A 24,694-nucleotide genomic window follows, 5' to 3' on the forward strand; every position below is an offset into this window, starting at 1 on the left:
CGACTCACTCATAACGTAGCGCCTCGGCAGGCTGGGTGCGGGCCGCACGCCAGGCCGGGTACAAGGTGGCGAAGAAACTCAGGACCAGCGCCGCGCCACAGACCATGTACACGTCCTGGGCCTGGATCTGCGACGGCAGGTAATCGATGAAATACACGTCGGCATTGAGGAACTTGTGCCCGATCAGTTTCTCGATGCCGGCGATGGCGGCACTGACATTCAGTGCGGCAAGAATGCCGACCACGGCGCCGATCAGGGTACCGATCACCCCGATCACCGTGCCCTGGACCATGAAGATGAGCATGATTTGCCCGGGCGTCGCGCCGAGGGTGCGCAAGATGGCGATGTCGCCACGCTTGTCGTTGACCACCATCACCAGCGTGGAAATGATGTTGAACGCGGCCACCGCCACGATCAGCAGCAACAGCAGGCCGATCATGGCTTTTTCCATGCGGATCGCCTGGTACAGGTTACCGTGGGTACGGGTCCAGTCACGGCTGTAGAACGCCTGGTCACCCAACTGCTGGGCAATGCTCCAGGCTACCCGCGGCGCCTGGAACAGGTCGTCGAATTTCAGGCGCAGGCCCTGCACCTGGTCGGGCTTCCAGCGGTGCAGGCGCGACAGGTCGCTGATGTTGGTCAAGCCCAGGTAGCCGTCGATCTCGCCCGCGCCAACGTGGAAGGTGCCGACCACGGTGAAGCGCTTCATGCGCGGGAACATGCCGGCCGGGGTCACGCTGACCTCGGGGGCGACGAAGGTGAGCTTGTCGCCAATGGCCACACCCAGCTTGGCCGCCGCCTTGTCACCGATCATGATCCCCCACTCGCCCGGCGCCAACTGGTCCAGGCGCCCCTGCAAGACAAAGTTGTCGATGATCGACACCTCGCGCTCGCGGGCCGGGTCGATGCCATTGAGCAGCACTTTCTGCACCTTGCCATCGTGGGTCAGCAGGCCTTGCATCTGGGTGAACGGCGCAACCGCCACCACCTGCGGATTCTGCTTTACTTGTTGGGCAAGGGCCTGCCAATCGGCAATGGGTTGGCCGCTCTCCAGCGTGGCATGCGGGATCATGCCCAGCACGCGGGTACGCATCTCGTGGTCGAAACCGTTCATCACCGACAGCACCACGATCATCACCACCACGCCCAGGGCGAGGCCGATCATCGAGGTCAGGGAAATGAACGAGACGAAGTGATTGCGACGTTTGGCACGGGTATAACGCGTACCGATAAATGCGAAAAGAGGTCTGAACATGTCGGGGCTTGTTCGGATGAAAGGGAACGTCCTTGTGGCGAGGCGCCTACGGCGGCTTTACACTCGGACCACCGCCGCTACCTTGGGTTCGCCATGACGACATTAGACGAAGAAGATCGCCGCGAATACTACCGCATCGACGATCGGATCGCACTTCAAATAAGCCCCCTAAGCGCGGCCGAAGCCCTTGACCCAGATGTATTGCAAGATGATTCCCCACTGTTCAACCTGCTCAGCGAGCTGCACCTGTCAGACTTCGAGGCGCAGCACCTGCTGCGCCAGCTGAGCGACAAGGACCGCACCCTGGCCGCCTTCCTGCGCGCGCAGAACAAACGCCTCGACCTGCTCAGTGCAGTGGTCGCCCAGACCCTGCTCGGCGAAGTCGGGCAACCCCAGCCAGTGGTCATTTCCGAAGGCGGTATCGAATTCACCCAGCACAACCCGCTCGCCCCCGGCACCCGGGTCAAGGTGAAAATGGTGCTGATGCCTCGTGCCCACGGCCTGCTGCTGCGCGGTAAAGTCACCCACTGCGACCAGCGCACCGGGGGCGGTTACGACGTCGGCACCGAGTTCATCGACATGACCGACGCCCAACGGCAACTGCTGGCCCGTTACATCCTGCAGCGCCAACAGCAGCAACGGCGCCAGCAACTGGAACAGAACAGCCCTGCATCCTGAACCTGTTTTCTCTGATCTGAAGGAACGAACGTGACCCTGATCTACGGCCATCGCGGCGCCAAGGGCGAAGCACCCGAAAATACCCTGACCAGCTTCCAGCAGTGCCTGGCACACGGCGTGACCCGCTGCGAACTGGACCTGCACCTGTCAGCCGACAACCAGCTGATGGTGATCCACGACGCCACCCTCAAGCGCACCACCGGCCGGCGCGGCAAGGTGGTCGAACACCCGGCCGCCGACCTGGTCAAGGTCGATGCCCGCAAGGGTGGACCAGGCCACGTGCAGCCCTGCCCGATCCCCACGCTGGAAGAGCTGTTCCAGAAATGCCCGTTCGAGCACTGGCAACTGGAAGTGAAAAGCGCCTCGCGCACGCGCGCTGCCACCACCGTCCTGGCCATCCGCGAGCTGGCCCAGCAGTACAACTTGCTGGACAAGGTCACCATCACCTCCAGCTCGCGCGAAGTACTGGGTGCAGCCCAGGAGCTGGTGCCAGATGTGAAACGTGGGCTGGTGGCGGAGTACGCGTGGCTCGACCCGTTGAAGGTCGCCCAGAACTACGGCTGCGATTTGCTGGCCCTGAACTGGACGCTATGCACCCCTGAACGCCTGCTCAAAGCACAGGCCCAGGGTTTGCACGTGTCGGTGTGGACGGTCAACGAGCCGGCACTGATGCGCCGGCTGGCTGACTTTGGCGTGGACAGCCTGATTACAGACTTTCCCGGTTTGGCCAAGACCACCCTCGGGCAGGGTTGAAATCGGTCTCTCCGACCGGCTCAGGCCACCGGTCGGAGCCGCTCAAAAAAGCCGGTTCAGGCCGTCGTAGGCAGCTACCCGGTAGGCTTCGGCCATGGTCGGGTAGTTGAACGTGGTGTTGACGAAATACTTCAGGTTGTTCTGCTCACCTGGCTGGTTCATGATCGCCTGGCCGATGTGGACAATCTCCGAGGCCTGGTAGCCGAAGCAGTGAACACCCAGGATTTCCAGGGTTTCGCGGTGGAACAGGATCTTCAGCATGCCTTGCGGCTCGCCGGCAATCTGCGCCCGCGCCATGCTCTTGAAGAACGCCTTGCCCACTTCGTACGGCACCTTGGCCTGGGTCAGCTCCTGCTCGTTCTTGCCGATCGAGCTGATTTCCGGAATGGTGTAGATGCCGGTCGGCACGTCATTGACGAAACGCCAGCTGCCGTTGTCCACGATGCTGCCAGCGGCCGAGCGGCCCTGGTCATGGGCGGCACTGGCCAAGCTTGGCCAGCCGATCACGTCACCGGCGCCGTAGATGTTCGGCACGCTGGTACGGTACGCCTCGTCGACCTCGATCTGGCCCCGGCTGTTGACCTTGATGCCAATGTTCTCCAGGCCCAGCTTGTCGGTGTTGCCGGTACGGCCGTTGCACCACAGCAAGGCGTCGGCCTTGATCTTCTTGCCCGACTTCAGGTGCAGGATCACACCGTTGTCCAGGCCTTCGACGCGCTCATAATCTTCGTTGTGGCGCACGGTGATGTTGTTGTTGCTGAAGTGGTAGCTCAGCGCCTGGGAAATTTCCGAGTCGAGGAAGCTCAGCAACTGGCCGCGGTTGTCCACCAGCTCTACCAGCACACCCAGGCCACTGAAGATCGAGGCGTATTCACAACCGATAACGCCGGCGCCGTAAACGATCAGCTTGCGCGGGGTGTGGCTGAGGCTGAGGATGGTATCGCTGTCGTAGACGCGCGGGTGGTGGAAGTCGATGTCGGCCGGGCGGTAGGGGCGTGAACCGGTCGCGATGATGATGTGCTTGGCATTGAGCTTTTCCACCACGCCGTTCGAGCACACCACTTCCACGGTCTGCTCGTCGGCAAAACTGCCGGTACCGACGAACACGTCAACCCGGTTGCGGGCGTAGTAGCCCGTGCGCGAAGCCACCTGCTTGGCGATGACCTTCTCGGCGCTTTTCAGCACGTCCGGGAACGAGAACCAACGCGGCTCGCCAATGGCACGGAACATGGGGTTGGTGTTGAACTGCATGATCTGCCGCACCGAGTGACGCAGTGCCTTGGACGGGATGGTGCCCAGGTGGGTGCAGTTACCACCGACCTGGCGACGGTCATCGACCATCGCAACCTTGCGCCCTGCTTTGGCGGCATTCATTGCCGCGCCTTCACCGGCCGGGCCGGAACCCAGCACCACTACGTCGTAGTTGTAGACAGCCATGCGTACTCCTTCAGAACTGGCCCGCAAGCCACGGTCGCTCGCGGGACGCGATCATGCCGCCGGGGCGCCATGAGAAAATTCGGGTGCAGTCTAATCAAGCGTGAACGCCGCGCACATTAACCCTTGGTCGCGTCGTAGGCCAATTTCGCCCGCACTACATATGCTTTACCGATCCCTGGCGGCAATCATCCCTGCTTGCGCTTTCACTCGCCTTTCACCGCCTGCGCAAACGCGGGCGTAGCTCGGGAGACGCAGCCACCCCCGGCCCGAGTCACCCGAACGGCGGCACGGGCATGCGCACCGGGCGCCGGACGGGTATCGATAAGGGGTGCCAATAGCGCCGGCCATTGTCCTCGAAATAGTGCCGCTCGTCATCCGAGCCCAAGTGATTTACCGGGCGTACGCACCTGCAAAGGCCGCAGCAACATGAAAAGCAGGCAAAAAAAACGGGAACCCGAAGGTTCCCGTTTCTTCATTGCCTTACCCGCGAATCAGCGTGGGAATGCAGGCGGGTTCACACCGGCCATGTCTTCCATCACGCGAACCACCTGGCAGCTGTAACCGAATTCGTTGTCGTACCACACGTACAGAACAACACGGTTGTCATTGGCGATGGTCGCTTCAGCGTCCACCACACCGGCGTGGCGCGAGCCAACGAAGTCGGTCGAAACCACTTCCTGCGAGGCAACGTAGTCGATCTGCTTGTGCAGCTCCGAGTGCATTGCGGTCTGGCGCAGGTACTCGTTGATTTCGTCGCGAGTAGTGGCCTTTTCCAGGTTCAGGTTGAGGATGGCCATCGAAACGTTCGGCGTAGGTACGCGGATGGCGTTGCCGGTCAGCTTGCCCTTGAGCACTGGCAGTGCCTTGGCAGCAGCGGTGGCGGCACCGGTTTCGGTGATGACCATGTTCAGCGGCGCGGCGCGGCCACGGCGGCTGCCCTTGTGGAAGTTGTCGATCAGGTTCTGGTCGTTGGTGAACGAGTGAACGGTTTCGACGTGGCCGTTGACGATGCCGTACTGGTCGTTGATGGCCTTGAGCACCGGCACGATGGCGTTGGTGGTGCAGGAAGCTGCCGAGATGATCTTGTCATCGGCCGTGATATCGCCGTGGTTGATGCCATGCACGATGTTCTTCAGCGCGCCCTTGCCAGGTGCGGTGAGGATCACGCGGGCAGCGCCCGGGCAGGCCAGGTGCTGGCCCAGGCCGTCGGCATCACGCCATACACCGGTGTTGTCGACGATCAGCGCGTTTTCGATACCGTACTGGGTATAGTCGACTTCGCTTGGGTTCTTGGCGTAGATAACCTGGATCAGGTTGCCGTTGGCAGTGATGGTGTTGTTGGCTTCATCGATGGTGATGGTGCCATCGAACGGGCCATGCACCGAGTCACGGCGCAGCAGGCTGGCACGCTTGACCAGGTCGTTTTCGGCGCCCTTGCGCACAACGATGGCGCGCAGGCGCAGGCCGTCGCCACCACCGGTCTTCTCGATCAGGATGCGCGCCAGCAGGCGGCCGATGCGGCCGAAGCCGTACAGCACCACGTCAGTGCCTTTGCGCGCCGAAGCGTTCTGCTGGCCAACCACGTCGGCCAGCTCTTCACGGACGAACTGCTCGGCAGTGCGGCCATTGCCTTCCTGCTTGAACTTGTTGGCCAGCTTGCCCAGGTCGACCGAAGCGGCGCCCAGTTTCAGCTCGCTCATGGCTTTGAGCAGGGGGAATGTCTCGTGGACGGACAGTTCGGTTTCGTCGGTTTGGCGATGACGCGCAAAGCGGTGCGCCTTGAGGATCGAGATAACCGAACGGTTGATCAGGCTGCGGCCATAAATCGAGCTCACCACATTGTTGTTGCGGTAGAGCTGACCGATAAGCGGGATCATCGCTTCAGCCAGGGCTTCACGATCGATCCACTCACCAAGACACTGGTCGGGCTTCTGAGTCACGGGAACCTTCCACATGTAGGGACAGAAAAAAGGGGCTACATTATGACGCCCCAACACAGAACCGGCAATGAGCGCCTGTCGCAGTGAGCCAAGCCAGCATTCATGCCCTTTGGAGCCTGACAGCCGGCACCGTCACCGGTACAATCGGTCTCTTTGCCGCAACGCTTGGAGTGCAATCTCCCGTGTCAGTTCTGCGCCTACCGCAAATGTCGGCCACGGCCGGCAAACAAACCTGGGGCAACCTGCCCGGTGCCGCCCTCAGCCTTGCCATCGCCGAGGCCGCCAGCAGCGCTGGCCGCTTCACCCTGTTATTGACGGCCGACAGCCAGGCCGCCGACCGCCTGGAACAGGAGCTGCGTTTCTTCGCACCCGACCTGCCGGTGCTGCCGTTTCCCGATTGGGAAACCCTGCCCTACGACCTGTTCTCGCCGCACCAGGACATCATCTCCCAGCGCATCGCCAGCCTTTACCGCTTGCCTGAGCTGAGCCACGGCATCCTCGTGGTGCCGGTGACCACTGCCCTGCACCGCCTGGCACCCACGCGCTTTCTGCTGGGCAGCAGCCTGGTGCTGGACGTGGGCCAGACCCTCGACGTGGAGCAGATGCGCACGCGGCTGGAAGCCACCGGCTACCGCTGCGTCGACACGGTCTATGAGCATGGCGAGTTCGCCGTGCGCGGTGCACTGATCGACCTGTTCCCCATGGGCAGCAAGCTGCCCTACCGCATCGACCTGTTCGATGACGAGATCGAGACCCTGCGTACCTTCGACCCCGAGACCCAGCGCTCGATAGACAAGGTGGATTCCGTGCGCCTGCTGCCTGCGCGCGAATTCCCCATGCAAAAGGACGAAGTGACCCGCTTCAAGGCACGCTTTCGCGAACGCTTCGACGTCGACTTCCGCCGCAGCGCGATCTTCCAGGACCTGGCCAGCGGCATCATCCCCGCCGGTATCGAGTACTACCTGCCCCTGTTCTTCGAAGAAACCTCCACCCTGTTCGACTACCTGCCGGCGGACACCCAGGTGTTTTCGCTGCCGGGGGTGGAACAGGCCGCCGAACACTTCTGGAACGACGTGCGCGGGCGCTATGAAGACCGCCGTGGCGACCTCAGCCGACCACTGCTGCCACCGGCCGAGCTGTTCCTGCCGGTGGAAGACTGCTTCGCCCGGCTCAAGCAGTGGCCGCGGGTGGTGGTCAGCAGCGACGACCTGGAAGCCGGCGCAGGGCGCGAGCGCTTCCCGGCGCGCGCCCTGCCCAACCTGGCGATCGAGGCCAAGGCCAACCAGCCACTGGCCGAGCTGGCCAGCTTCCTCGACCAGTTCCCAGGCCGCGTGCTGTTCACCGCTGAGTCGGCGGGCCGTCGCGAGGTATTGCTGGAGCTGCTCGAACGGCTGAAGCTGCGCCCGCACACCGTTGATGGCTGGCACGATTTCATCACCGGTGCCGAGCGCCTGGCCATCACCATCGCCCCACTGGACGAAGGCCTGCTACTGGACGACCCGGCCATTGCCCTGGTCGCCGAAAGCCCGCTGTTCGGCCAGCGCGTCATGCAGCGCCGGCGCCGTGACAAACGTGGCGAAACCGCCAATGACGCGGTAATCAAGAACCTTACCGAACTGCGCGAAGGCGCACCGGTGGTGCACATTGACCACGGCGTAGGCCGCTACCTGGGCCTGGCCACGCTGGAAATCGACGGCCAGGCTGCAGAGTTCCTGACCCTGGAATATGCCGAAAACGCCAAGCTTTATGTGCCGGTCGCCAACCTGCACCTGATCGCCCGCTACACCGGCAGCGACGACGCCCTGGCACCGCTGCACCGGCTGGGTTCGGAAGCCTGGCAAAAGGCCAAGCGCAAGGCTGCCGAACAAGTCCGCGACGTGGCCGCCGAACTGCTCGACATCTACGCCCGGCGTGCCGCACGCAAAGGCTACGCCTTCGCCGACCCGTCCGCCGACTACGCCACGTTCAGCGCCGGCTTCCCGTTCGAGGAAACCCCCGACCAGCAGGCCGCCATCGAAGCCGTGCGCGCCGACATGCTCGCGCCCAAGCCGATGGACCGCCTGGTCTGTGGCGACGTGGGCTTCGGCAAGACCGAAGTGGCCATGCGCGCGGCGTTCATTGCCGTGCACAGCGGCCGCCAGGTGGCGGTATTGGTGCCGACCACCCTGCTCGCCCAACAGCACTACAACAGCTTCCGCGACCGCTTCGCCGACTGGCCGGTGACCGTGGAAGTGATGAGCCGTTTCAAGTCCGCCAAGGAAGTCGCCGCCGCCGCCGCAGACCTGGCCGAGGGCAAGATCGACATCCTGATCGGCACCCACAAGCTGCTGCAGGACGACGTACGCTTCAAGGACCTGGGCCTGGCAATCATCGACGAAGAGCACCGTTTTGGCGTACGCCAGAAGGAGCAGCTCAAGGCCCTGCGCAGCGAAGTCGACATCCTCACCCTCACCGCCACCCCCATCCCGCGCACGCTCAACATGGCGGTGGCGGGCATGCGCGACCTGTCCATCATCGCCACGCCGCCGGCGCGCCGCCTGTCAGTGCGCACCTTCGTGATGGAGCAGAACAAGAGCACCGTCAAAGAGGCGCTGCTGCGCGAACTGCTGCGCGGCGGCCAGGTGTATTACCTGCACAACGATGTGAAAACCATCGAGAAATGCGCAGCCGACCTCGCCGAACTGGTACCCGAGGCACGCATCGGCATCGGCCATGGGCAAATGCGCGAGCGTGAACTGGAACAGGTGATGAGCGATTTCTACCACAAGCGCTTCAACGTGCTGGTGGCGTCGACCATCATCGAAACCGGTATCGACGTGCCCAGCGCCAACACCATCGTCATCGAACGCGCCGACAAGTTCGGCCTGGCCCAGTTGCACCAGCTGCGCGGCCGGGTTGGCCGCAGCCACCACCAGGCTTACGCCTACCTGCTCACGCCTACCCGGCAGAAGGTCAGCGCCGACGCCGAAAAGCGCCTGGAAGCGATCGCCAACACCCAGGACCTTGGCGCCGGCTTCGTGCTGGCGACCAACGACCTGGAAATCCGCGGGGCCGGCGAGCTGCTGGGCGAAGGCCAGAGCGGGCAGATCCAGGCCGTTGGCTTCACCCTGTACATGGAAATGCTCGAGCGCGCAGTCAAGGCCATTCGCAAAGGTACCCAGCCCAACCTGGAACAGCCACTGGGCGGCGGCCCGGAGATCAACCTGCGCCTGCCGGCGCTGATCCCCGAAGACTACCTGCCCGATGTGCATGCCAGGCTGATCCTGTACAAGCGCATTGCCTCGGCGGCCGACGAAGAGGGCCTCAAGGACCTGCAGGTCGAAATGATCGACCGCTTCGGCCTGCTACCGGAACCCACCAAGAACCTCATGCGCCTGACGTCGCTCAAGCTGCAGGCGGAAAAGCTCGGCATCAAGAAAGTCGATGCCGGCCCCAATGGCGGCAAGCTCGAGTTCGAGGCCGAAACCCCGGTAGACCCGCTGACCTTGATCAAATTGATTCAGGGCCAGCCCAAACGCTACAAGTTCGAAGGCGCGACCCAGTTCCGCTTCCTGGTGCCAATGGAGCGCCCGGACGAACGCTTCAACACCTTGGAGGCGCTGTTCGAGCGCCTGACCCCACAGCCTGCCTAAGGAAGATTCATGCGTGCCATCCGTTGCCTGACCCTGCTGCTGGCGCTGTTCGCGCCAGCCGCCTTCGCCGAAGGCCTGTATCAGGTAGAAATGATTCTGGTGCGGCAGAACAGCGTGCCCGCCTTTACCAGCCCGTTCGCACCGGAAGACTGGAGCGGCGGTGCTGCGCGCCTGCACAAAGACGCCGAGCAACGCCCGGCGCTGGAAGACGAAGCCACCCGCCTGGAAGCGACCGCAGACTACACCGTGCTGATGCACAAGGCCTGGCGGCAACAGGTGGGCGACCAACCCAGCCGCATCGCCCTGGGCGAAGGCACCGAGCAATTCGGCCATTTCCCTATCGAAGGCAACCTGAGCATTGCCCAAGGGCGCTTCATCGCGGTGGAGGCCAACTTCTGGGTCAACCAGCTGGATGGCAACGGCAGCGTGCTGCAAAGCGAGCAGTTCAAGCAAAGCAACAGTAACGTCAAAGGTGGGCAGCTGACCTTCCTCGACGGTGGGCACCTGGCGGTGCTGCTGAAGATCACGCCACCGGGCACGCCGAAAATGCCGGCCATGGACCCGGAGATCATGGAGCAGTAAGCGCATGAAGCCAGATGCCGTCGAGTTGGTGAATCAATACCCGAACTGGACCCAGTCGTTCAGCAAGGCCACCCTGCAGCGCGCAGAACGCTATGCCGATGAAGGCCGGGTAGAACTGGACGCTATCTATCGCCAGACCATCACCGCCCGGTGCGAAGGCAGCGGCGACAATGTCTACCAGCAAACCATCGAACTGCACATTGCGGGCGGCCGCTGCCACGTCGAGGGTGAGTGCGACTGCCCGGTACGCCAAAACTGCAAGCATTGCGCTGCGGTACTGTTCACCCTCAGCGGCCCCGACATCAGCACCGAGCCTGTGCAAAGCCCACCGGGTATGCTGTCGGCCGAACTGCAGCACTGGCTCAGTGGCCTGGAGCAGCCGCCGGCCCAGACCGGCGCAGCCGATGACAAACGCGGGCGCATGGTCTGCTACCAGCTGCAACTGACCGATGCTGCCGGCTGTTCGCTGCTGGTGCGCAAAGGCACACGCAGCGAGGACGGCATCCGCTTCAGCCGGGTGCAGTCGCTTTACGATTTTCTCTACGAGCCGCCGCGCTTCGTCACCGACCAGGACACGCGTATCCTGCGCCTGCTTGCGGCATTGAACCAGGGGGCCGGCCAGGATCGCGGCTACCAACTCAAAGGCCAGGAAGGCGGCGAACTGTTCCAGCGCGCACTGGAAACCGGGCGCATGCTGTTCGACGTCAACATGCCCCTGCTGCACGAAGGCCCGACGCGCCCAGCCGAGTTCCGCTGGGTACGCCAGGGCAATGGCAACTACCGCGGGCTGTGGTACAGCGGTGAGGAACCGCTGCGCTGCGTCATCCCGCTGCTGCCGCTGTACTACTTCGATGTGCAGGCGCAAGAGGTGGGCAAGGTCGAACACACCCTTGACCCGCATGTGGCCGTGCAACTGACCATCGCCCCCGATGTGCCGGAACACCTGGTCGTCCCCCTGAGCCACAAGCTCAATGCCCTGAGCCACAAGGTGCCGACCCCAGCCCCCGTGCGAGAGCAAGTGATCGAGGACATCCAGCCACAGGCCCTGCTGGCCCTCGGCAGCCTCGAGTACACCGCCTACATGCCGAAAACCGGGCGCATGCAACGGCAGATGCAACATCGCGCCGCATTGGCATTCGACTATGACGGCCTGCAAGCCAGCGGTAGCGACGACAAGCCGCTGACCCGCCTTGCAGGCAACACCAGCCAGCGCATCCGCCGCCAGCCCCAGGCTGAACAAGCCCTGCGCAAGGTGCTGCGGGACTTCGGCTTCAGGCCTGCAACCCGGCAGAGCAAGGCATTGCCCGACAGTGCCGGGGAAATGTATCAACTGCCCGACGACGAAGCCTGGCTGCACTTTGCCCGCGAAGGCCTGCCACGCCTGCGCGAAGCCGGCTGGGCCATCGATACCCACCGCGATTTCGCCTTCGACCTGCAAGAGGTGGAAGACTGGTACGCGACCATCGACGAAGCGCCGGGCCATGAATGGTTCGACCTGGAACTGGGCATCGTGGTCGATGGCCAGCGCCACAGCCTGTTGCCGATCGTGCTGCAATTGCTGCGCAGCAGCCCAGAGCTGTTACGCCCCAGCGAACTGGCCCGGCGCAGTGACGACGAGCACCTGCTGATTGACCTGAACCGCGGCCGCCTGGATGCCCCGGCCCTGCGCGTCGCCCTGCCCTATGGCCGTATCAAGGCGGTGATGGGCACCCTGGGCGAGCTGTACCTGCACGAAGGCAGCGTAGGCCCGGCCCTGCGCCTGGACCGCGCCGACGCCGCGCGCCTGAACCAGATCGAAGGCATGCCGCTGCATTGGGAAGGTGGCGAGCATGTGCGCGACCTGGGGCGCCGCCTGCGTGACGCGCGTGACCTGCAGGTCGCACCGCCAGTCGCGCTGCGGGCCAGCTTGCGCGCCTACCAGCAGCAAGGCCTGAACTGGCTGCAGGCCCTGCGCGAAATGGGTACCGGCGGCATTCTGGGCGACGACATGGGCTTGGGCAAGACCCTGCAGGCCTTGGCTCACCTGCTGCTGGAAAAGGAAAGCGGGCGCCTCGTCAGCCCAGCCCTGGTCGTGATGCCGACCAGCCTGATCCCCAACTGGCTGGACGAAGCCGCACGCTTCGCCCCCGACCTGCGTGTACTGCCCCTGCACGGGCCAGGGCGCAGCAAGCATTTTGCCAAGCTGGGCGACTACGACCTGGTCCTCACCACCTATGCGCTGCTGCCGCGCGACCTGCAGCACCTGCGCGCGCACGCGTGGCACGTGCTGGTGCTGGACGAGGCACAGAACATCAAAAGCAGTACCAGCAAGGCGGCCCTGGCCGCCTGCGAACTGCAGGCCACCCAGCGTCTGTGCCTGACCGGCACGCCGATGGAAAACAACCTGGGCGAACTGTGGTCGATCTTCCATTTCCTGATGCCCGGCTGGCTGGGTGAACTGAAGCGCTTCAACCAGGACTACCGCACGCCGATCGAGCGCCACGGTGACAGCGAGCGCATGGCCCACCTGGCCAACCGCGTCCGGCCCTTCCTGTTGCGCCGCACCAAGGAGCAGGTGGCCACCGAGCTGCCGGCCAAAACCGAGATGGTGCACTGGGTCGAGCTCAGCGACGCCCAGCGCGACACCTACGAAGCGGTACGCGTGGCCATGGACAAGAAAGTCCGCGATGAAATTGCCCGCAACGGTGCCGCGCGCAGCCAGATCGTGATCCTCGACGCGCTGCTCAAGCTGCGCCAGGTGTGCTGCGACCTGCGCCTGGTAAAAGGCGTGGAGAGCAAGGGTAACCAGGCCGACAAGGGCAAGCTGGGGGCACTGCTGCAAATGCTCGATGAGCTGCTCAGCGAAGGCCGCCGGGTACTGCTGTTTTCGCAGTTCACGTCGATGCTTGCACTGATCGAGCAGGAACTGCAAAAGCGCCAGATCCGCTACAGCCTGCTCACCGGCGATACCCGCGACCGGCGTACGCCGGTGCAGCAGTTCCAGCAGGGTGACAGCGAGGTGTTCCTGATCAGCCTGAAGGCCGGCGGCGTGGGCCTGAACCTGACGGCGGCAGACACGGTGATCCACTTCGACCCCTGGTGGAACCCGGCCAGCGAAAACCAGGCCACCGACCGCGCCTACCGTATAGGCCAGGACAAACCGGTGTTCGTGTTCAAGCTGATTACCCGCGGCACGGTGGAAGAGAAAATACAGGCACTGCAGCAGGAGAAGGCCGCGCTGGCGGCGAGCCTGCTCGATGGCGGCCAGGCTGGGCAGTGGCGGCTGGGGGATGAAGAGATCGATGCCCTGTTTGCACCGTTGCCGGGCAAGCGTGGGCGCTGATGCCCTCGGGTCGGCCGTGAGGGTTGGCTGGCAGTGAGGCCGAGCGCCGCGCCGGCGGCGATCTCACTGGCAACCAGAAACCCGCTACAGCGGCGACAGGTCAGTCGACCAGCTGCGCCTCTTTCAACGCGCCCAACGCCGCCAGCCAGCGTGGCTGCTGGCGATAGTCGGTACGTGCAAAGCCCTGCCCGCGCATCCGGGCGATACGCGGCGAGGGCCTGACCTGCATGCGCTGCGCTGCGCTCAGTGCCAGCTCTGCCGCCGCGCGGTCATTGCAAACCAGGCCCATGTCGCAGCCGGCAGACAATGCCGCCTCGATACGGCTGGCCGCATCGCCCACCACATGGGCACCGGCCATCGACAGGTCATCACTGAAGATCACCCCGTCAAAGCCCAGCTCGCCACGCAGAATGTCCTGCAGCCAGCGGCGCGAGAAGCCGGCCGGCTGGTTGTCCACCTGCGGGTAGATGACATGCGCCGGCATCACCGCCGCCAATTGCCCGCTCAGGCGGCTGAACGGTACAAGGTCGGCCTGGCGCAGTTGCGCAAGGCTGCGCTCATCGGTGGGAATGGCCACGTGCGAATCGGCCTCGGCCCAGCCATGCCCCGGGAAGTGCTTGCCGCAGGCCGCCATGCCGGCGGCATTCATGCCGCGGATGAACGCCCCGGCCAACTGTGTCGCACGCAGCGGGTCGCCCTCGAAGGCGCGGCTGCCCACCACGGCACTGCGCTGGTGATCAAGGTCAAGCACCGGAGCGAAGCTCAGGTCCAGGCCCACTGCCAGCACTTCGGTCGCCATCAGCCAGCCACACTGCTCGGCCAGGTATTCAGCGTTGTCGTTGTCGGCCAGCGCGCGCATGGCGGGCAGGCGCACAAAGCCCTGGCGCAGGCGCTGCACACGGCCGCCCTCCTGGTCCACCGCCAGAATCAGATCGGGGCGTATGGCGCGGATGGATGCGCATAGCTCACGCACCTGGCGCGGGCTGTCGATATTGCGGGCGAAGATGATCAGGCCGGCCACTTCAGGCTGGCGCAGCAGGTGACGGTCTTCGGCGGTCAGCCATTTACCGGCGATGTCCACCATCAGGGAGCCTTGCAGACTGACGGTCATGGGTATTCCTTAATTGAAGACTGAACAGAAGCGGCGCTAGCTTAGCCCAAGCGCCCCGCCGCGCCCAGCCTTCAGGCCTTGGCCGTGGCGGCGCTGCTCTTGGTGCGTGGCCGCAGTTGTGCAGTGGCCATGGCCGGGTCGGTGACGCCACTGTCCGCCCGCATGCCGGCCGCCAGGAACGGCACCATCAGGCGCATGACCTGTTCGATGGACGTATTGATACCGAAGTCGGTTTCGGCGATGGCCCGCAGGGCCTTGATGCCGGACATGCTGAACGCGGCCGCCCCCAGCATGAAGTGCACGCGCCAGAACAGCTCCAGCGGCGGAATACGGGGAGCCGCCTCGTTGACCAACAGCATGTAGCGGCGGAACACCTTGCCGTACATGTCTTCCAGGTAGCGCCGCAAGTGCCCTTGGCTCTGGCTGAAGGCAAGGCCCAGCAGCCGCATGAAGATCGACAGGTCGTTGTTGCTGCGCGGCTGCACGGCCAATGCCTGCTCCACCAGCATTTCCAGCAGCTCTTCCAGGCTTGGCTTGTGCTCGGGCTTGGCCTGGCGGCGTTCCAGTTCACGCTCGAGGCTGGCGCAGAACGGGCCCAGGAAGCGCGAGAACACAGCCTGGATAAGCGCTTTCTTGGAACCGAAGTGATAGTTGACCGCCGCCAGGTTGACCCCGGCCTTGCTGGTAATCAGCCGCAGCGAGGTTTCAGCGAACCCCCTTTCCGCGAACAGTTGCTCGGCAGCATCGAGAATGCGTTCAACGGTTTCCGATTGGGCCATGACTACTCCGACTACTCCGCCAGACAAACAGTTGTTTGAAACATACGTTTCAGCCCTGCATCTGTCAAGGCTCGGTGACCGGGCGGTCGCCGTTGGAAAACAGCGCGCGTCGTGCCTCCGGGAGGGGGCGTTCGACTTTTCTTGCAACGTGTGGCTTGAAGCTTATCCAGTACTGTATATAATCCCAGTCACTGTACAAAAAGCCAGAGCGCCCAACATGCTGAAACTGACGCCACGCCAAGCCGAAATTCTCGCGTTCATCAAGCGTTGCCTGGAAGACAACGGTTTCCCGCCCACACGTGCCGAGATCGCTCAGGAACTGGGCTTCAAATCGCCCAACGCTGCCGAAGAACACCTCAAGGCCCTCGCCCGCAAGGGTGCCATCGAAATGACCCCAGGTGCATCCCGCGGCATCCGCATCCCGGGCTTTGAAGCCAAGGCCGAAGAAAGCGGCCTGCCCATCATCGGCCGTGTGGCTGCCGGTGCACCGATCCTTGCCGAGCAGCACATCGAGCAATCGTGCAACATCAACCCCGCGTTCTTCCACCCCCAGGCCGACTATTTACTGCGCGTGCACGGCATGAGCATGAAGGACGTCGGTATTCTGGACGGCGACCTGCTGGCAGTACACACCTGCCGTGAAGCACGCAACGGCCAGATCGTGGTGGCCCGCATCGGCGACGAAGTGACCGTCAAGCGCTTCAAGCGCGAAGGCAGCAAAGTCTGGCTGCTGGCCGAAAACCCCGAATTCGCCCCTATCGAAGTCGACCTGAAAGAACAGGAACTGGTGATCGAGGGCTTGAGCGTCGGCGTCATTCGCCGCTGATCCAGGAGGCGTCATGCAGCAGTTCATTCACGTACCCGAGCAAGCCCAGTTGCCGTTGTTCGAAGCATTCCTTGCCCAACCCGTACTTCCTGGCTTAAAGGCCAGCGAACTGGCACGCAAGCACAGCGACCCCGAGCTTTTCAGCGAACTGTCGCTGCGTGGCGCCCAAGGGCACTGCCAAAACCTGCTGGCACCCGTACTGCGTGAGCTGAGCGAAGAAGACGAAACCCGCTGGCTGACCCTGATCGCGCCGCCGTCGAGCCTGACCCAGGCCTGGCTGCGCGACGCAGGCCTCAACCGTGAACGGATCCTGCTGCTGCAACCCCGTAGCAATCAGAGCCCATTGCAGCTGGCCTGCGAAGCCCTGCGCCTGGGCCTTAGCCACACGGTGGTCAGCTGGCTGGGTAGCGTGAATGCCACTGCCCGCCAGCAACTGCTACGGGCAGCCACTACCGGAAATGCACAAAGCCTGAACATCCGCCTCGGCTGATGTTCAGGCTTTGCCTGTTACTTCAAAATGCCAGGCACCTGCTGCACCCTCAGGGTTCAGTGCAGCACCCGCGGCCCTTCATCACGCTCAGCCTCACCTTCCATCAGGCGACCGGCCATCTGCACACCCACGCTGAGCATGGCCTTGGCCACTTCAACATGCTGACCCTGCAGGAATACCTTGGCGTCTTCCGAGAAATCCAAGGTTACCAGTGAGCCTTCATCCTCGGCGCGACGCAGTTCGATGCGGCCATCAGGCAACTCGACAATTTCCAGAAAAGACGTAGACATAAATGGCAGTTCTCCGCGAAAGGCCAGTATTGTATCAGCCGTTGCCGCGATCAGCACTCACTCAACGCGTCGCGAAAACGCCTGACCAGGCCTTTGAGGTTATTGCGCCAGCTTTCCAGCTCGGCGCGGGACAACGCTGGCTGCTCGGGCTCGTCAAGGTTCACGGCTTGGATCAGCGGCTGAGTAACATCGGTTTTTGGCGCTTTCCTGGCGACAGGTGGTCGGAACAAATCGGCATAAGCACTGAGCATTTGCGCCAGCCAGGTTTCACGCTGGCGCGCCAGCTCCAGCAGCTCGGCCACCTCGGGGATGGCAATACCGTTCAGGCTGTCGTCGGCCAGCGCCTGCTCCACAGTTGCCACCACCGGCAGGCGGTAGAAAGCACCAATTTCATGGCACATGCCCAGTAGCGCGCCGTACAGGTGAAACAGCGCCGACTCGCGCTCGGCCTGTACCAGGCCCTGGGCATTCATGGCCTGGCTTTGCTCGGCCTTGGCCATGGCCTCGAGGGCGAGGCCGGCAAAGAACAGTTTCTGGTTGGTGCGGGTGTAGGTTTCCTGGGCCATTTCTGTGCCCTCCCTTCAGGCTGCAAGGCAAGTTTCTGCATCATAAATGATTGGGGCCGCTAAGCGGCCCCAATTACAGCACTGAAGGCTCAGCGCTTGTCTTCTACCTTCCACGCGCCACCGTCGTAGAACGCCTTCCAGCCGGTAGGCTTGCCATCGACCTCGGACTGCACGTACTGCTCCTTGGTCTTGCGGCTGTAGCGGATCACTGCAGGGCGGCCGTCCGGGTCCTTCTGCGGCGCATCGCACAGGAAGTGGTACTTCGGGTCGATCTCGTGCTTGTGCGGCACGATTTCCATGACCAGTGGTGCCCGGGTTTCGCGGTTCTTGGGGAACTGGCTGGCCGCCAGGAACAACCCCGAGGCGCCATCGCGCAGCACGTAGGTGTCGTCCACCTTCTCGCACTTGAGCTCAGGCATGTCCACCTTGTCCATCTTCGGTGGCGCTGCCTCACCGCTTTTCAGCAGTTTGCGGGTGTTCTTGCAAGCCGGGTTGGTGCAGCCGAAGAACTTGCCGAACCGGCCGGTCTTCAGTTGCATCTCGCTACCGCACTTGTCGCATTCCAGGCTTGGCCCTTCGTAACCCTTGATGCGGTAGTTGCCTTCTTCGATTTCGTAGCCAGGGCAGTCCGGGTTGTTACCGCAGATGTGCAGCTTGTGCTTCTCATCCAGCAAGTAGGCATCCATCGCCGTGGCGCAGATCGGGCAACGGTGCTTGCCCAACAGCACCCGCGACTCGGACTCGCCCTCGTCGTCCGCAGCGATCTCATCGCCGGGCACCAGGTTGACGGTCGCCTTGCAGCGTTCTTTCGGCGGCAGGCTGTAGCCAGAGCAGCCAAGGAATACCCCAGTGGAAGCAGTACGAATCATCATTGGCCGGCCACATTCCTTGCACGGAATGTTGGTCATGGTCGGCTGGTTGGCGCGCATGCCGTCTTCGCTCGACTCGGCCGTCTGCAGCTTCTTGCTGAAGTCGCAATAGAACTCGTCGAGCACGTTCTTCCAGTCACGCTCGCCCTGGGCCACGTCGTCGAGGTTCTCTTCCATGTCGGCGGTAAAGCCGTAGTCCATCAGGTTGGAGAAGCTTTCCGACAGGCGCTCGGTGACGATGTCGCCCATTTTCTCGGAGTAGAAGCGGCGGTTGTGCAGGGTCACATAACCACGGTCCTGGATGGTGGAAATGATCGCCGCGTAAGTCGACGGGCGACCGATGCCACGCTTTTCCATTTCCTTTACCAGGCTGGCTTCGGTGAAGCGTGCCGGCGGCTTGGTGAAGTGCTGGCTCGGGTCGATCTGCAGCAACTTCAGCGCTTCGCCCTGGACCATTTCCGGCAGTACGTCGTCTTCACCCGGTTTGCTCTGCTGTGGCAGCACACGGGTATAACCGTCGAACTTCAGGATACGGCCCTTGGCGCGCAGCTCGAAATCGCCGGCAGCCACGGTGACACTGGTAGACAGGTACTGCGCCGGCGGCATCTGGCAAGCCAGGAACTGGCGCCAGATCAGCTCGTACAGGCGCTCGGCGTCGCGCTCCATGCCACTGAGCTTGGTCGGGTGTGTATTCACGTCCGACGGGCGAATCGCTTCGTGCGCTTCCTGGGCGCCTTCTTTGCTGCCGTAGACCAGCGGTGCATCCGGCAGGTACTGCTTGCCGAACTCACGCTCGATGTAGCTGCGGGCCATGTCCAGGGCATCGGCCGACAGGTTGGTCGAGTCGGTACGCATGTACGTGATGTAGCCAGCTTCGTACAAGCGCTGGGCCATCATCATGGTCTTCTTCACACCGAAGCCCAGGCGGTTGCTGGCGGCCTGCTGCAGGGTGGAGGTAATGAACGGCGCCGACGGCTTGCTGCTGGTCGGGCGGTCTTCGCGCTTGACCACGCTGTAGCTGGAAGCCTTGAGCTTCTCCAGCGCGGCCATGGCCTGGGCTTCGTTCAGCGGCTTGAACGCCTCGCCATTTTCGCGCGCCACTTCGAAACGCACCTTGGCGTTTTTCGCGGTGCCGAGGTCGGCGTGGATTTCCCAGTATTCTTCGGGGATGAACGCGCGAATTTCACGCTCGCGCTCTACCACCAGCTTGACCGCTACCGACTGCACGCGACCGGCGGACAGGCCACGGGCAATCTTGGCCCACAACAGCGGCGACACCATGTAGCCCACCACACGGTCAAGGAAACGCCGAGCCTGCTGGGCGTTGACCCGGTCGATGTCCAGCTCGCCCGGTTGCGAGAAGGCTTCCTGAATCGCCTTCTTGGTAATTTCGTTGAACACCACGCGCTTGTAGCGGGCGTCGTCACCACCGATGGCCTCGCGCAGGTGCCAGGCAATGGCTTCCCCTTCGCGGTCCAAGTCGGTTGCGAGATAGATGGTGTCGGCATCCTTGGCCAGGCGGCGCAGCTCTTCGATCACCTTTTCCTTGCCAGGCAGGATCTCGTACTTGGCTTTCCAGCCGTGGTCGGGGTCGACACCCATGCGCGACACCAACTGGCGACGGGCCTTTTCCTTGGGTGAAAGCGCCGGGGCCTCACCCGCAGCCTTACCACGCTTGGCGGCCGGCTCTTTGCTTGCGCTGGCCGAACCGCTGGTGGGGAGGTCTCGGATATGGCCGATACTCGACTTCACCACGTACTGGTTGCCCAGGTACTTGTTGATGGTCTTGGCCTTGGCCGGGGATTCCACAATGACCAGCGATTTGCCCATGGATCGGAGTATTCCTGAATCTGAAGATGAAAAACGCGTCAGGTGCCGACACGCGGCACCGCTATATATAGTGGCAAAAGTGTGAGGTCAAGTTCGAACGATCATGCGTGCGACTTGCCCAGCAACCCGGGCAGCCCCTCTTCGGCCTTGACCAAAGCAAAGCGTGGCACCTGCTCGCCGTCAACCTCGACGGACTCCTGGAACATCGAAAGTGGCCTTACCCAGAAGCTGTAGTCACCATACAGGCACTGGTAGAAAACCATCCACTCTTCGCTCTCGGAGTGCCGCGCAACGCTGAAGACACGGTACTCAGGCCCTTTGTAATGCCGGTAGACGCCTGGCTGTATCTGCATGTTGCACACCCTCCTGAATAAAACCTGAAAAAACAAAACCGGGGCACAAGGCCCCGGTTGCTGTCCAGCGGCGCGATCAGACGCGTTCGAAGACAGTGGTGATACCTTGGCCGAGGCCGACGCACATGGTCGCCACCCCGAGGGTACCGCCATTTTGCTTCATGACATTGAGCAGGGTGCCGGAAATACGTGCCCCAGAGCAACCGAACGGGTGGCCCAAAGCGATGGCGCCGCCGTGCAGGTTAACCTTCTCATCCATCTTGTCGAGCACTTTCAAATCTTTCAGCACTGGCAAGGCCTGTGCAGCGAAGGCTTCGTTGAGCTCGATGAAGTCGATGTCCGCCATGGTCAGCCCGGCACGCTTGAGGGCTTTCTGGGTCGATGGCACCGGGCCGTAGCCCATGATCGCCGGGTCTACACCTGCCACCGCCATCGAGCGGATTACCGCCAACGGCTGGATACCCAGGTCCATGGCGCGCTGGCCAGACATGACGATCATGCACGACGCGCCGTCGGTGATCTGCGACGAAGTACCGGCCGTGACCGTGCCCCCTTTGGGGTTGAATGCCGGCTTGAGCGACGCCAGGCCTTCGAGGGTGGTTTCCGGGCGAATGGTTTCGTCGTAATCGAACACCTTCAGGAAGCCGTTCTCGTCGTAGCCCTGCATCGGGATGATTTCATCCTTGAACTTGCCTTCGACCGTCGCCTTGTGGGCCAACTGGTGCGAACGCAAGCCAAACAGGTCCTGCTGCTCACGGGTGATGCCATGCATCTTGCCGAGCATTTCTGCAGTGAGGCCCATCATCCCGGAAGCCTTGGCGGCATGCAAGGACAGGTGCGGGTTAGGGTCCACGCCGTGCATCATGCTGACATGGCCCATGTGCTCCACGCCGCCGATCACGAACACATCGCCGTTGCCGGTCATGATGGCCTGGGCGGCGGTGTGCAGCGCGCTCATCGACGAGCCGCACAGGCGGCTGACGGTTTGCGCAGCGGAGGTGTGCGGGATCTGCGTCATCAGCGAAGCCATGCGGGCGATGTTCCAGCCCTGCTCCAGGGTCTGGTTGACGCAGCCCCAGATCACGTCCTCGACCTCTTTGGGGTCGACCTTGCCGTTGCGCTCCAGCAGCTTGCTGATCAGGTGCGCCGACATGTCTTCGGCGCGGGTATTGCGGTGCATGCCACCCTTGGAGCGGCCCATCGGCGTGCGACCGAAGTCGACAATCACCACGTCTCTTGGATTCAGGCTCATATCAAATCTCTCGCTCTAGCTCGTTGACCGCTCAGTTGAAGAAGCGCTGGCCATTCTTGGCCATTTCGCGCAGCTTGGCGGTCGGGTGGTACAGCGGCCCCAGGTCGGCATAGCGATCGGCCAGGGCAACGAATTCGGCGACACCGATCGAGTCGATGTAGCGCAGCGCACCACCGCGGAAGGGAGGGAAACCAATGCCATAGACCAGCCCCATGTCAGCTTCGGCAGCGGTCTCGACGATGCCGTCTTCCAGGCAGCGCACGGTCTCCAGGCACAGCGGCACCATCATCCAGTTGACGATGTCTTCATCGGTGACTTCACGCTGCTCGAACACGATCGGCTTGAGCACGTCGAGCACGGTAGCGTCGAACACTTTCTTCGGCTTGCCACGCTTGTCGGTTTCGTAGGCGTAGAAACCCTTGCCATTCTTCTGCCCCAGGCGGTTGGCCTCGTACAGGGCATCCACCGCCGAGCGGCGCTCGTCCTTCATGCGGTCAGGGAAACCTTCGGCCATCACGTCACGGCCGTGGTGGCCGGTGTCGATGCCTACCACGTCCATCAGGTAGGCCGGACCCATTGGCCAGCCGAACTTTTCCATGACCTTGTCGATGCGCACGAAGTCGACACCGGCGCTGACCAGCTTGGCAAAGCCGCCGAAGTACGGGAACAGCACGCGGTTGACCAGGAAGCCCGGGCAGTCATTGACCACGATCGGGTTCTTGCCCATTTTCTTGGCATAGGCCACGGTGGTGGCCACAGCCACTTCACTGGACTTCTCGCCACGGATCACTTCCACCAGCGGCATCATGTGCACCGGGTTGAAGAAGTGCATGCCGACGAAGTTTTCCGGGCGCTTGAGCGCCTTGGCCAGCAGGTTGATGGAGATGGTCGAAGTGTTGGAGGCCAGGATCGCATCGTCCTTGACCTGCCCTTCCACTTCCGCCAGCACCGCCTGCTTGACTTTCGGGTTCTCGACCACGGCCTCGACCACGATGTCGACATTGGCAAAGTCGCCATAGGACAGGGTCGGGCGAATGGCATTGAGCGCCTCGGCCATCTTGGCCGGGGTCAGGCGGCCCTTTTCGACGCGGTTGCCAAGCAGCTTGGAGGCCTCGTTCAAGCCCAGCTGGATGGCTTCCTCGCGGATGTCCTTCATCAGGATCGGGGTGCCCTTGACCGCGGACTGGTAGGCGATGCCGCCCCCCATGATACCGGCGCCAAGCACGGCAGCCTGCTTCACGTCGTGGGCGATTTCGTCGTGCGCCTTGGCCTTGCGCTTGAGCTCCTGGTCGTTCAGGAACAGGCCGATCAGGCTCTCGGCAACCGAGGTCTTGGCCAGTTTGGCAAACCCGGCCGCTTCGACTTCCAGCGCCTTGTCGCGGCCGAAGTTGGCGGCCTTCTGGATGCTCTTGATGGCTTCGACCGGGGCCGGGTAGTTCGGCCCGGCCTGCCCGGCAACGAAGCCCTTGGCAGTTTCGAACGCCATCATCTGTTCGATGGCGTTGAGCTTGAGTTTTTCCAGCTTGGGTTGGCGTTTGGCCTTGTAGTCGAGCTCGCCGCTGATGGCGCGCTTGATCAGGTCGATGGCGCCAGCCTGCAGCAGCTCGGGCGCAACCACGGCATCGACGGCGCCGACTTTGAGGGCGTCTTCGGCGCGGTTTTCCTTGCCGGCAGCGATCCACTCGATGGCGTTGTCCGAACCGATCAGGCGCGGCAGGCGCACGGTGCCGCCAAAGCCCGGGTAGATGCCCAGCTTGACTTCCGGCAGGCCGATCTTGGCGCTGCTGGACATGACACGGTAATCGGCGGCAAGGCACATTTCCAGGCCGCCACCCAGGGCGATGCCATTGATGGCCGCGACGGTCGGCACTTCGAGGTCTTCGAAGGCGTTGAAGATGCGGTTGGCTTCCAGGTTGCCGGCGACCAGTTCGGCCTCGGGCAGCTTGAAGTTATCGACGAACTCGGTGATGTCGGCGCCGACGATGAACACGTCCTTGCCACTGCTGACGATGACGCCCTTGACCGAGGCGTCGGCCTGGATGGCGCCTACGGCCTCGCGCAGCTCGTTCAGGGTCAGGCGGTTGAACTTGTTGACGGACTCACCCTTGAGGTCGAACTTGAGCTCGACGATGCCACTTTCAAGAGCCTTAACCGTGATGGCTATACCTTCGTAAATCATCAACTGATCTCCACGATATGGAAGCTGAACTGTACACGCCGATCGCTGCAGCGGAAGCAGGCCTAGCTGCCCCGCCCAGGCACACCCGTCAGCGCGCTAGTCGGAAGTATGGCTTGGCGTGGTGACATACAAACGCTCAATTCATACGCCCGTTTGATTTGGGTGTGCACACATTCTCCGAAAAGATCTGCGTTGTCAAATGCTCACGAGCACGAAGAAAACGCGACTTTCCGGTCATTTTGTACCGTGCGCGCAGCAAACCATGATGACAGTGATCACCGGTCATTCATGCCAGCGATCGAGCCCCGCGATTGCACAGGCGCTGCACATTTTCGCTTGCGCGCCGAGCGGGTATGGCTACACTGCCACTTGCGTGAATGAATACCCGGCCTGCCTGGCCTTTTCTGCGAAAGCAGAACGCAAAGCGGCGACTTGGCACCCCACCCCTTCAGGGGTATGCCAAGCCGCCGCTTTGTCGTTGTAGGAGCGGCATTGTGTCTTGAGAGGGGATTAAACCTGGTCATTCACCGTTCCCACAGGTGAATCGCGC

General features: G+C 62.8%; 18 protein-coding genes. 7 read left to right on the forward strand and 11 right to left on the reverse strand.

Features of this window, described 5'->3' with window-relative positions; genetic code table 11:
- Window positions 1-4 precede the first annotated feature (4 nt).
- Window positions 5-1,255: a lipoprotein-releasing ABC transporter permease subunit gene (locus tag GYA94_RS03720; RefSeq protein ID WP_047149820.1), complete on the reverse strand. Its 1,251-nt coding sequence runs from the start codon at window positions 1,253-1,255 to the stop codon at window positions 5-7.
- A gap of 93 nt (window positions 1,256-1,348) precedes the next feature.
- Here GYA94_RS03720 and GYA94_RS03725 point away from each other — a divergent pair, with 93 nt between their 5' ends.
- On the forward strand, window positions 1,349-1,933 hold the full coding sequence (locus GYA94_RS03725) for a PilZ domain-containing protein (protein ID WP_029887019.1): 585 nt from the start codon (window positions 1,349-1,351) through the stop codon (window positions 1,931-1,933).
- 30 nt (window positions 1,934-1,963) lie between these two features.
- On the forward strand, window positions 1,964-2,686 hold the full coding sequence (locus GYA94_RS03730) for a glycerophosphodiester phosphodiesterase (RefSeq protein ID WP_009686291.1): 723 nt from the start codon (window positions 1,964-1,966) through the stop codon (window positions 2,684-2,686).
- Between the two features lie 42 nt (window positions 2,687-2,728).
- Here the strand turns inward: GYA94_RS03730 and sthA are convergent, their stop codons facing one another.
- Both sthA and GYA94_RS03740 read right to left on the reverse strand, forming a co-directional pair.
- Complete coding sequence (sthA, locus tag GYA94_RS03735; protein ID WP_009686290.1) at window positions 2,729-4,123, reverse strand: Si-specific NAD(P)(+) transhydrogenase; 1,395 nt, start codon at window positions 4,121-4,123, stop codon at window positions 2,729-2,731.
- A 491-nt stretch (window positions 4,124-4,614) separates the two neighbouring features.
- Window positions 4,615-6,078 carry a glyceraldehyde-3-phosphate dehydrogenase gene (locus tag GYA94_RS03740; RefSeq protein WP_009686289.1) on the reverse strand — a complete coding sequence of 488 codons (1,464 nt, stop codon included), beginning with the start codon at window positions 6,076-6,078 and terminating at the stop codon, window positions 4,615-4,617.
- A gap of 167 nt (window positions 6,079-6,245) precedes the next feature.
- Here GYA94_RS03740 and mfd point away from each other — a divergent pair, with 167 nt between their 5' ends.
- The 3 genes from mfd to GYA94_RS03755 are packed head-to-tail and all read left to right on the forward strand — an operon-like array spanning window position 6,246 to window position 13,599.
- Window positions 6,246-9,695, forward strand: coding sequence for a transcription-repair coupling factor (gene mfd / locus GYA94_RS03745; RefSeq protein ID WP_009686288.1), 3,450 nt, complete (start codon window positions 6,246-6,248; stop codon window positions 9,693-9,695).
- Between the two features lie 9 nt (window positions 9,696-9,704).
- A complete protein-coding gene (locus GYA94_RS03750) occupies window positions 9,705-10,277 on the forward strand; it encodes a CsiV family protein (protein WP_161891814.1) in 573 nt (190 codons plus the stop codon).
- A 4-nt stretch (window positions 10,278-10,281) separates the two neighbouring features.
- Complete coding sequence (locus tag GYA94_RS03755; RefSeq protein ID WP_161891815.1) at window positions 10,282-13,599, forward strand: DEAD/DEAH box helicase; 3,318 nt, start codon at window positions 10,282-10,284, stop codon at window positions 13,597-13,599.
- A gap of 100 nt (window positions 13,600-13,699) precedes the next feature.
- Here the strand turns inward: GYA94_RS03755 and nagZ are convergent, their stop codons facing one another.
- Together nagZ and GYA94_RS03765 are read right to left on the reverse strand one after the other, a co-directional pair.
- The gene (gene nagZ / locus GYA94_RS03760; protein WP_174824169.1) at window positions 13,700-14,698 is read right to left on the reverse strand and encodes a beta-N-acetylhexosaminidase; all 999 of its coding nucleotides are present in this window, start codon (window positions 14,696-14,698) and stop codon (window positions 13,700-13,702) included.
- Window positions 14,699-14,781: 83 nt separating this feature from the next.
- Complete coding sequence (locus GYA94_RS03765; protein WP_009686283.1) at window positions 14,782-15,489, reverse strand: TetR/AcrR family transcriptional regulator; 708 nt, start codon at window positions 15,487-15,489, stop codon at window positions 14,782-14,784.
- A gap of 217 nt (window positions 15,490-15,706) precedes the next feature.
- Between GYA94_RS03765 and lexA the strand changes: the two genes are divergently transcribed.
- Window positions 15,707-16,315: a transcriptional repressor LexA gene (gene lexA, locus GYA94_RS03770; protein ID WP_029887015.1), complete on the forward strand. Its 609-nt coding sequence runs from the start codon at window positions 15,707-15,709 to the stop codon at window positions 16,313-16,315.
- A 13-nt stretch (window positions 16,316-16,328) separates the two neighbouring features.
- Window positions 16,329-16,805: an SOS-induced cell division inhibitor SulA gene (gene sulA, locus GYA94_RS03775; RefSeq protein WP_009686281.1), complete on the forward strand. Its 477-nt coding sequence runs from the start codon at window positions 16,329-16,331 to the stop codon at window positions 16,803-16,805.
- A gap of 56 nt (window positions 16,806-16,861) precedes the next feature.
- Here the strand turns inward: sulA and GYA94_RS03780 are convergent, their stop codons facing one another.
- The 6 genes from GYA94_RS03780 to fadB all read right to left on the reverse strand — a co-directional run bounded on the left by GYA94_RS03780 (window position 16,862) and on the right by fadB (window position 24,144).
- A complete protein-coding gene (locus GYA94_RS03780; RefSeq protein WP_009686280.1) occupies window positions 16,862-17,095 on the reverse strand; it encodes a hypothetical protein in 234 nt (77 codons plus the stop codon).
- Between the two features lie 50 nt (window positions 17,096-17,145).
- Window positions 17,146-17,661 (reverse strand): DUF6586 family protein, encoded by a 516-nt coding sequence (locus GYA94_RS03785; RefSeq protein ID WP_009686279.1) that lies wholly within the window; start codon window positions 17,659-17,661, stop codon window positions 17,146-17,148.
- 89 nt (window positions 17,662-17,750) lie between these two features.
- Window positions 17,751-20,360: a type I DNA topoisomerase gene (gene topA, locus GYA94_RS03790; protein WP_161891816.1), complete on the reverse strand. Its 2,610-nt coding sequence runs from the start codon at window positions 20,358-20,360 to the stop codon at window positions 17,751-17,753.
- Window positions 20,361-20,461: 101 nt separating this feature from the next.
- Window positions 20,462-20,713, reverse strand: a complete 252-nt coding sequence (locus GYA94_RS03795) for a DUF1653 domain-containing protein (RefSeq protein ID WP_025754461.1) — start codon at window positions 20,711-20,713, stop codon at window positions 20,462-20,464.
- Between the two features lie 76 nt (window positions 20,714-20,789).
- Window positions 20,790-21,965 carry an acetyl-CoA C-acyltransferase FadA gene (fadA, locus tag GYA94_RS03800; RefSeq protein WP_161891817.1) on the reverse strand — a complete coding sequence of 392 codons (1,176 nt, stop codon included), beginning with the start codon at window positions 21,963-21,965 and terminating at the stop codon, window positions 20,790-20,792.
- Between the two features lie 31 nt (window positions 21,966-21,996).
- On the reverse strand, window positions 21,997-24,144 hold the full coding sequence (gene fadB / locus GYA94_RS03805; RefSeq protein WP_161891818.1) for a fatty acid oxidation complex subunit alpha FadB: 2,148 nt from the start codon (window positions 24,142-24,144) through the stop codon (window positions 21,997-21,999).
- Window positions 24,145-24,694: the final 550 nt, after the last annotated feature.

Source organism: Pseudomonas juntendi (genome assembly GCF_009932375.1).
GTDB classification, from domain to species: Bacteria; Pseudomonadota; Gammaproteobacteria; order Pseudomonadales; family Pseudomonadaceae; genus Aquipseudomonas; species Aquipseudomonas juntendi.

Excerpts from the sequence above, each read along its gene's own strand:
- GYA94_RS03740 (WP_009686289.1), bottom strand. The coding sequence starts at position 6,078 with ATGTGGAAGGTTCCCGTGACTCAGAAGCCCGACCAGTGTCTTGGTGAG.
- sthA (WP_009686290.1), bottom strand. The coding sequence starts at position 4,123 with ATGGCTGTCTACAACTACGACGTAGTGGTGCTGGGTTCCGGCCCGGCC.
- GYA94_RS03720 (WP_047149820.1), bottom strand. The coding sequence starts at position 1,255 with ATGTTCAGACCTCTTTTCGCATTTATCGGTACGCGTTATACCCGTGCC.
- fadA (WP_161891817.1), bottom strand. The coding sequence starts at position 21,965 with ATGAGCCTGAATCCAAGAGACGTGGTGATTGTCGACTTCGGTCGCACG.
- topA (WP_161891816.1), bottom strand. The coding sequence starts at position 20,360 with ATGGGCAAATCGCTGGTCATTGTGGAATCCCCGGCCAAGGCCAAGACC.
- GYA94_RS03785 (WP_009686279.1), bottom strand. The coding sequence starts at position 17,661 with ATGGCCCAGGAAACCTACACCCGCACCAACCAGAAACTGTTCTTTGCC.
- GYA94_RS03795 (WP_025754461.1), bottom strand. The coding sequence starts at position 20,713 with ATGCAGATACAGCCAGGCGTCTACCGGCATTACAAAGGGCCTGAGTAC.
- GYA94_RS03725 (WP_029887019.1), top strand. The coding sequence starts at position 1,349 with ATGACGACATTAGACGAAGAAGATCGCCGCGAATACTACCGCATCGAC.
- fadB (WP_161891818.1), bottom strand. The coding sequence starts at position 24,144 with ATGATTTACGAAGGTATAGCCATCACGGTTAAGGCTCTTGAAAGTGGC.
- lexA (WP_029887015.1), top strand. The coding sequence starts at position 15,707 with ATGCTGAAACTGACGCCACGCCAAGCCGAAATTCTCGCGTTCATCAAG.
- GYA94_RS03780 (WP_009686280.1), bottom strand. The coding sequence starts at position 17,095 with ATGTCTACGTCTTTTCTGGAAATTGTCGAGTTGCCTGATGGCCGCATC.
- sulA (WP_009686281.1), top strand. The coding sequence starts at position 16,329 with ATGCAGCAGTTCATTCACGTACCCGAGCAAGCCCAGTTGCCGTTGTTC.
- GYA94_RS03750 (WP_161891814.1), top strand. The coding sequence starts at position 9,705 with ATGCGTGCCATCCGTTGCCTGACCCTGCTGCTGGCGCTGTTCGCGCCA.
- GYA94_RS03755 (WP_161891815.1), top strand. The coding sequence starts at position 10,282 with ATGAAGCCAGATGCCGTCGAGTTGGTGAATCAATACCCGAACTGGACC.
- GYA94_RS03765 (WP_009686283.1), bottom strand. The coding sequence starts at position 15,489 with ATGGCCCAATCGGAAACCGTTGAACGCATTCTCGATGCTGCCGAGCAA.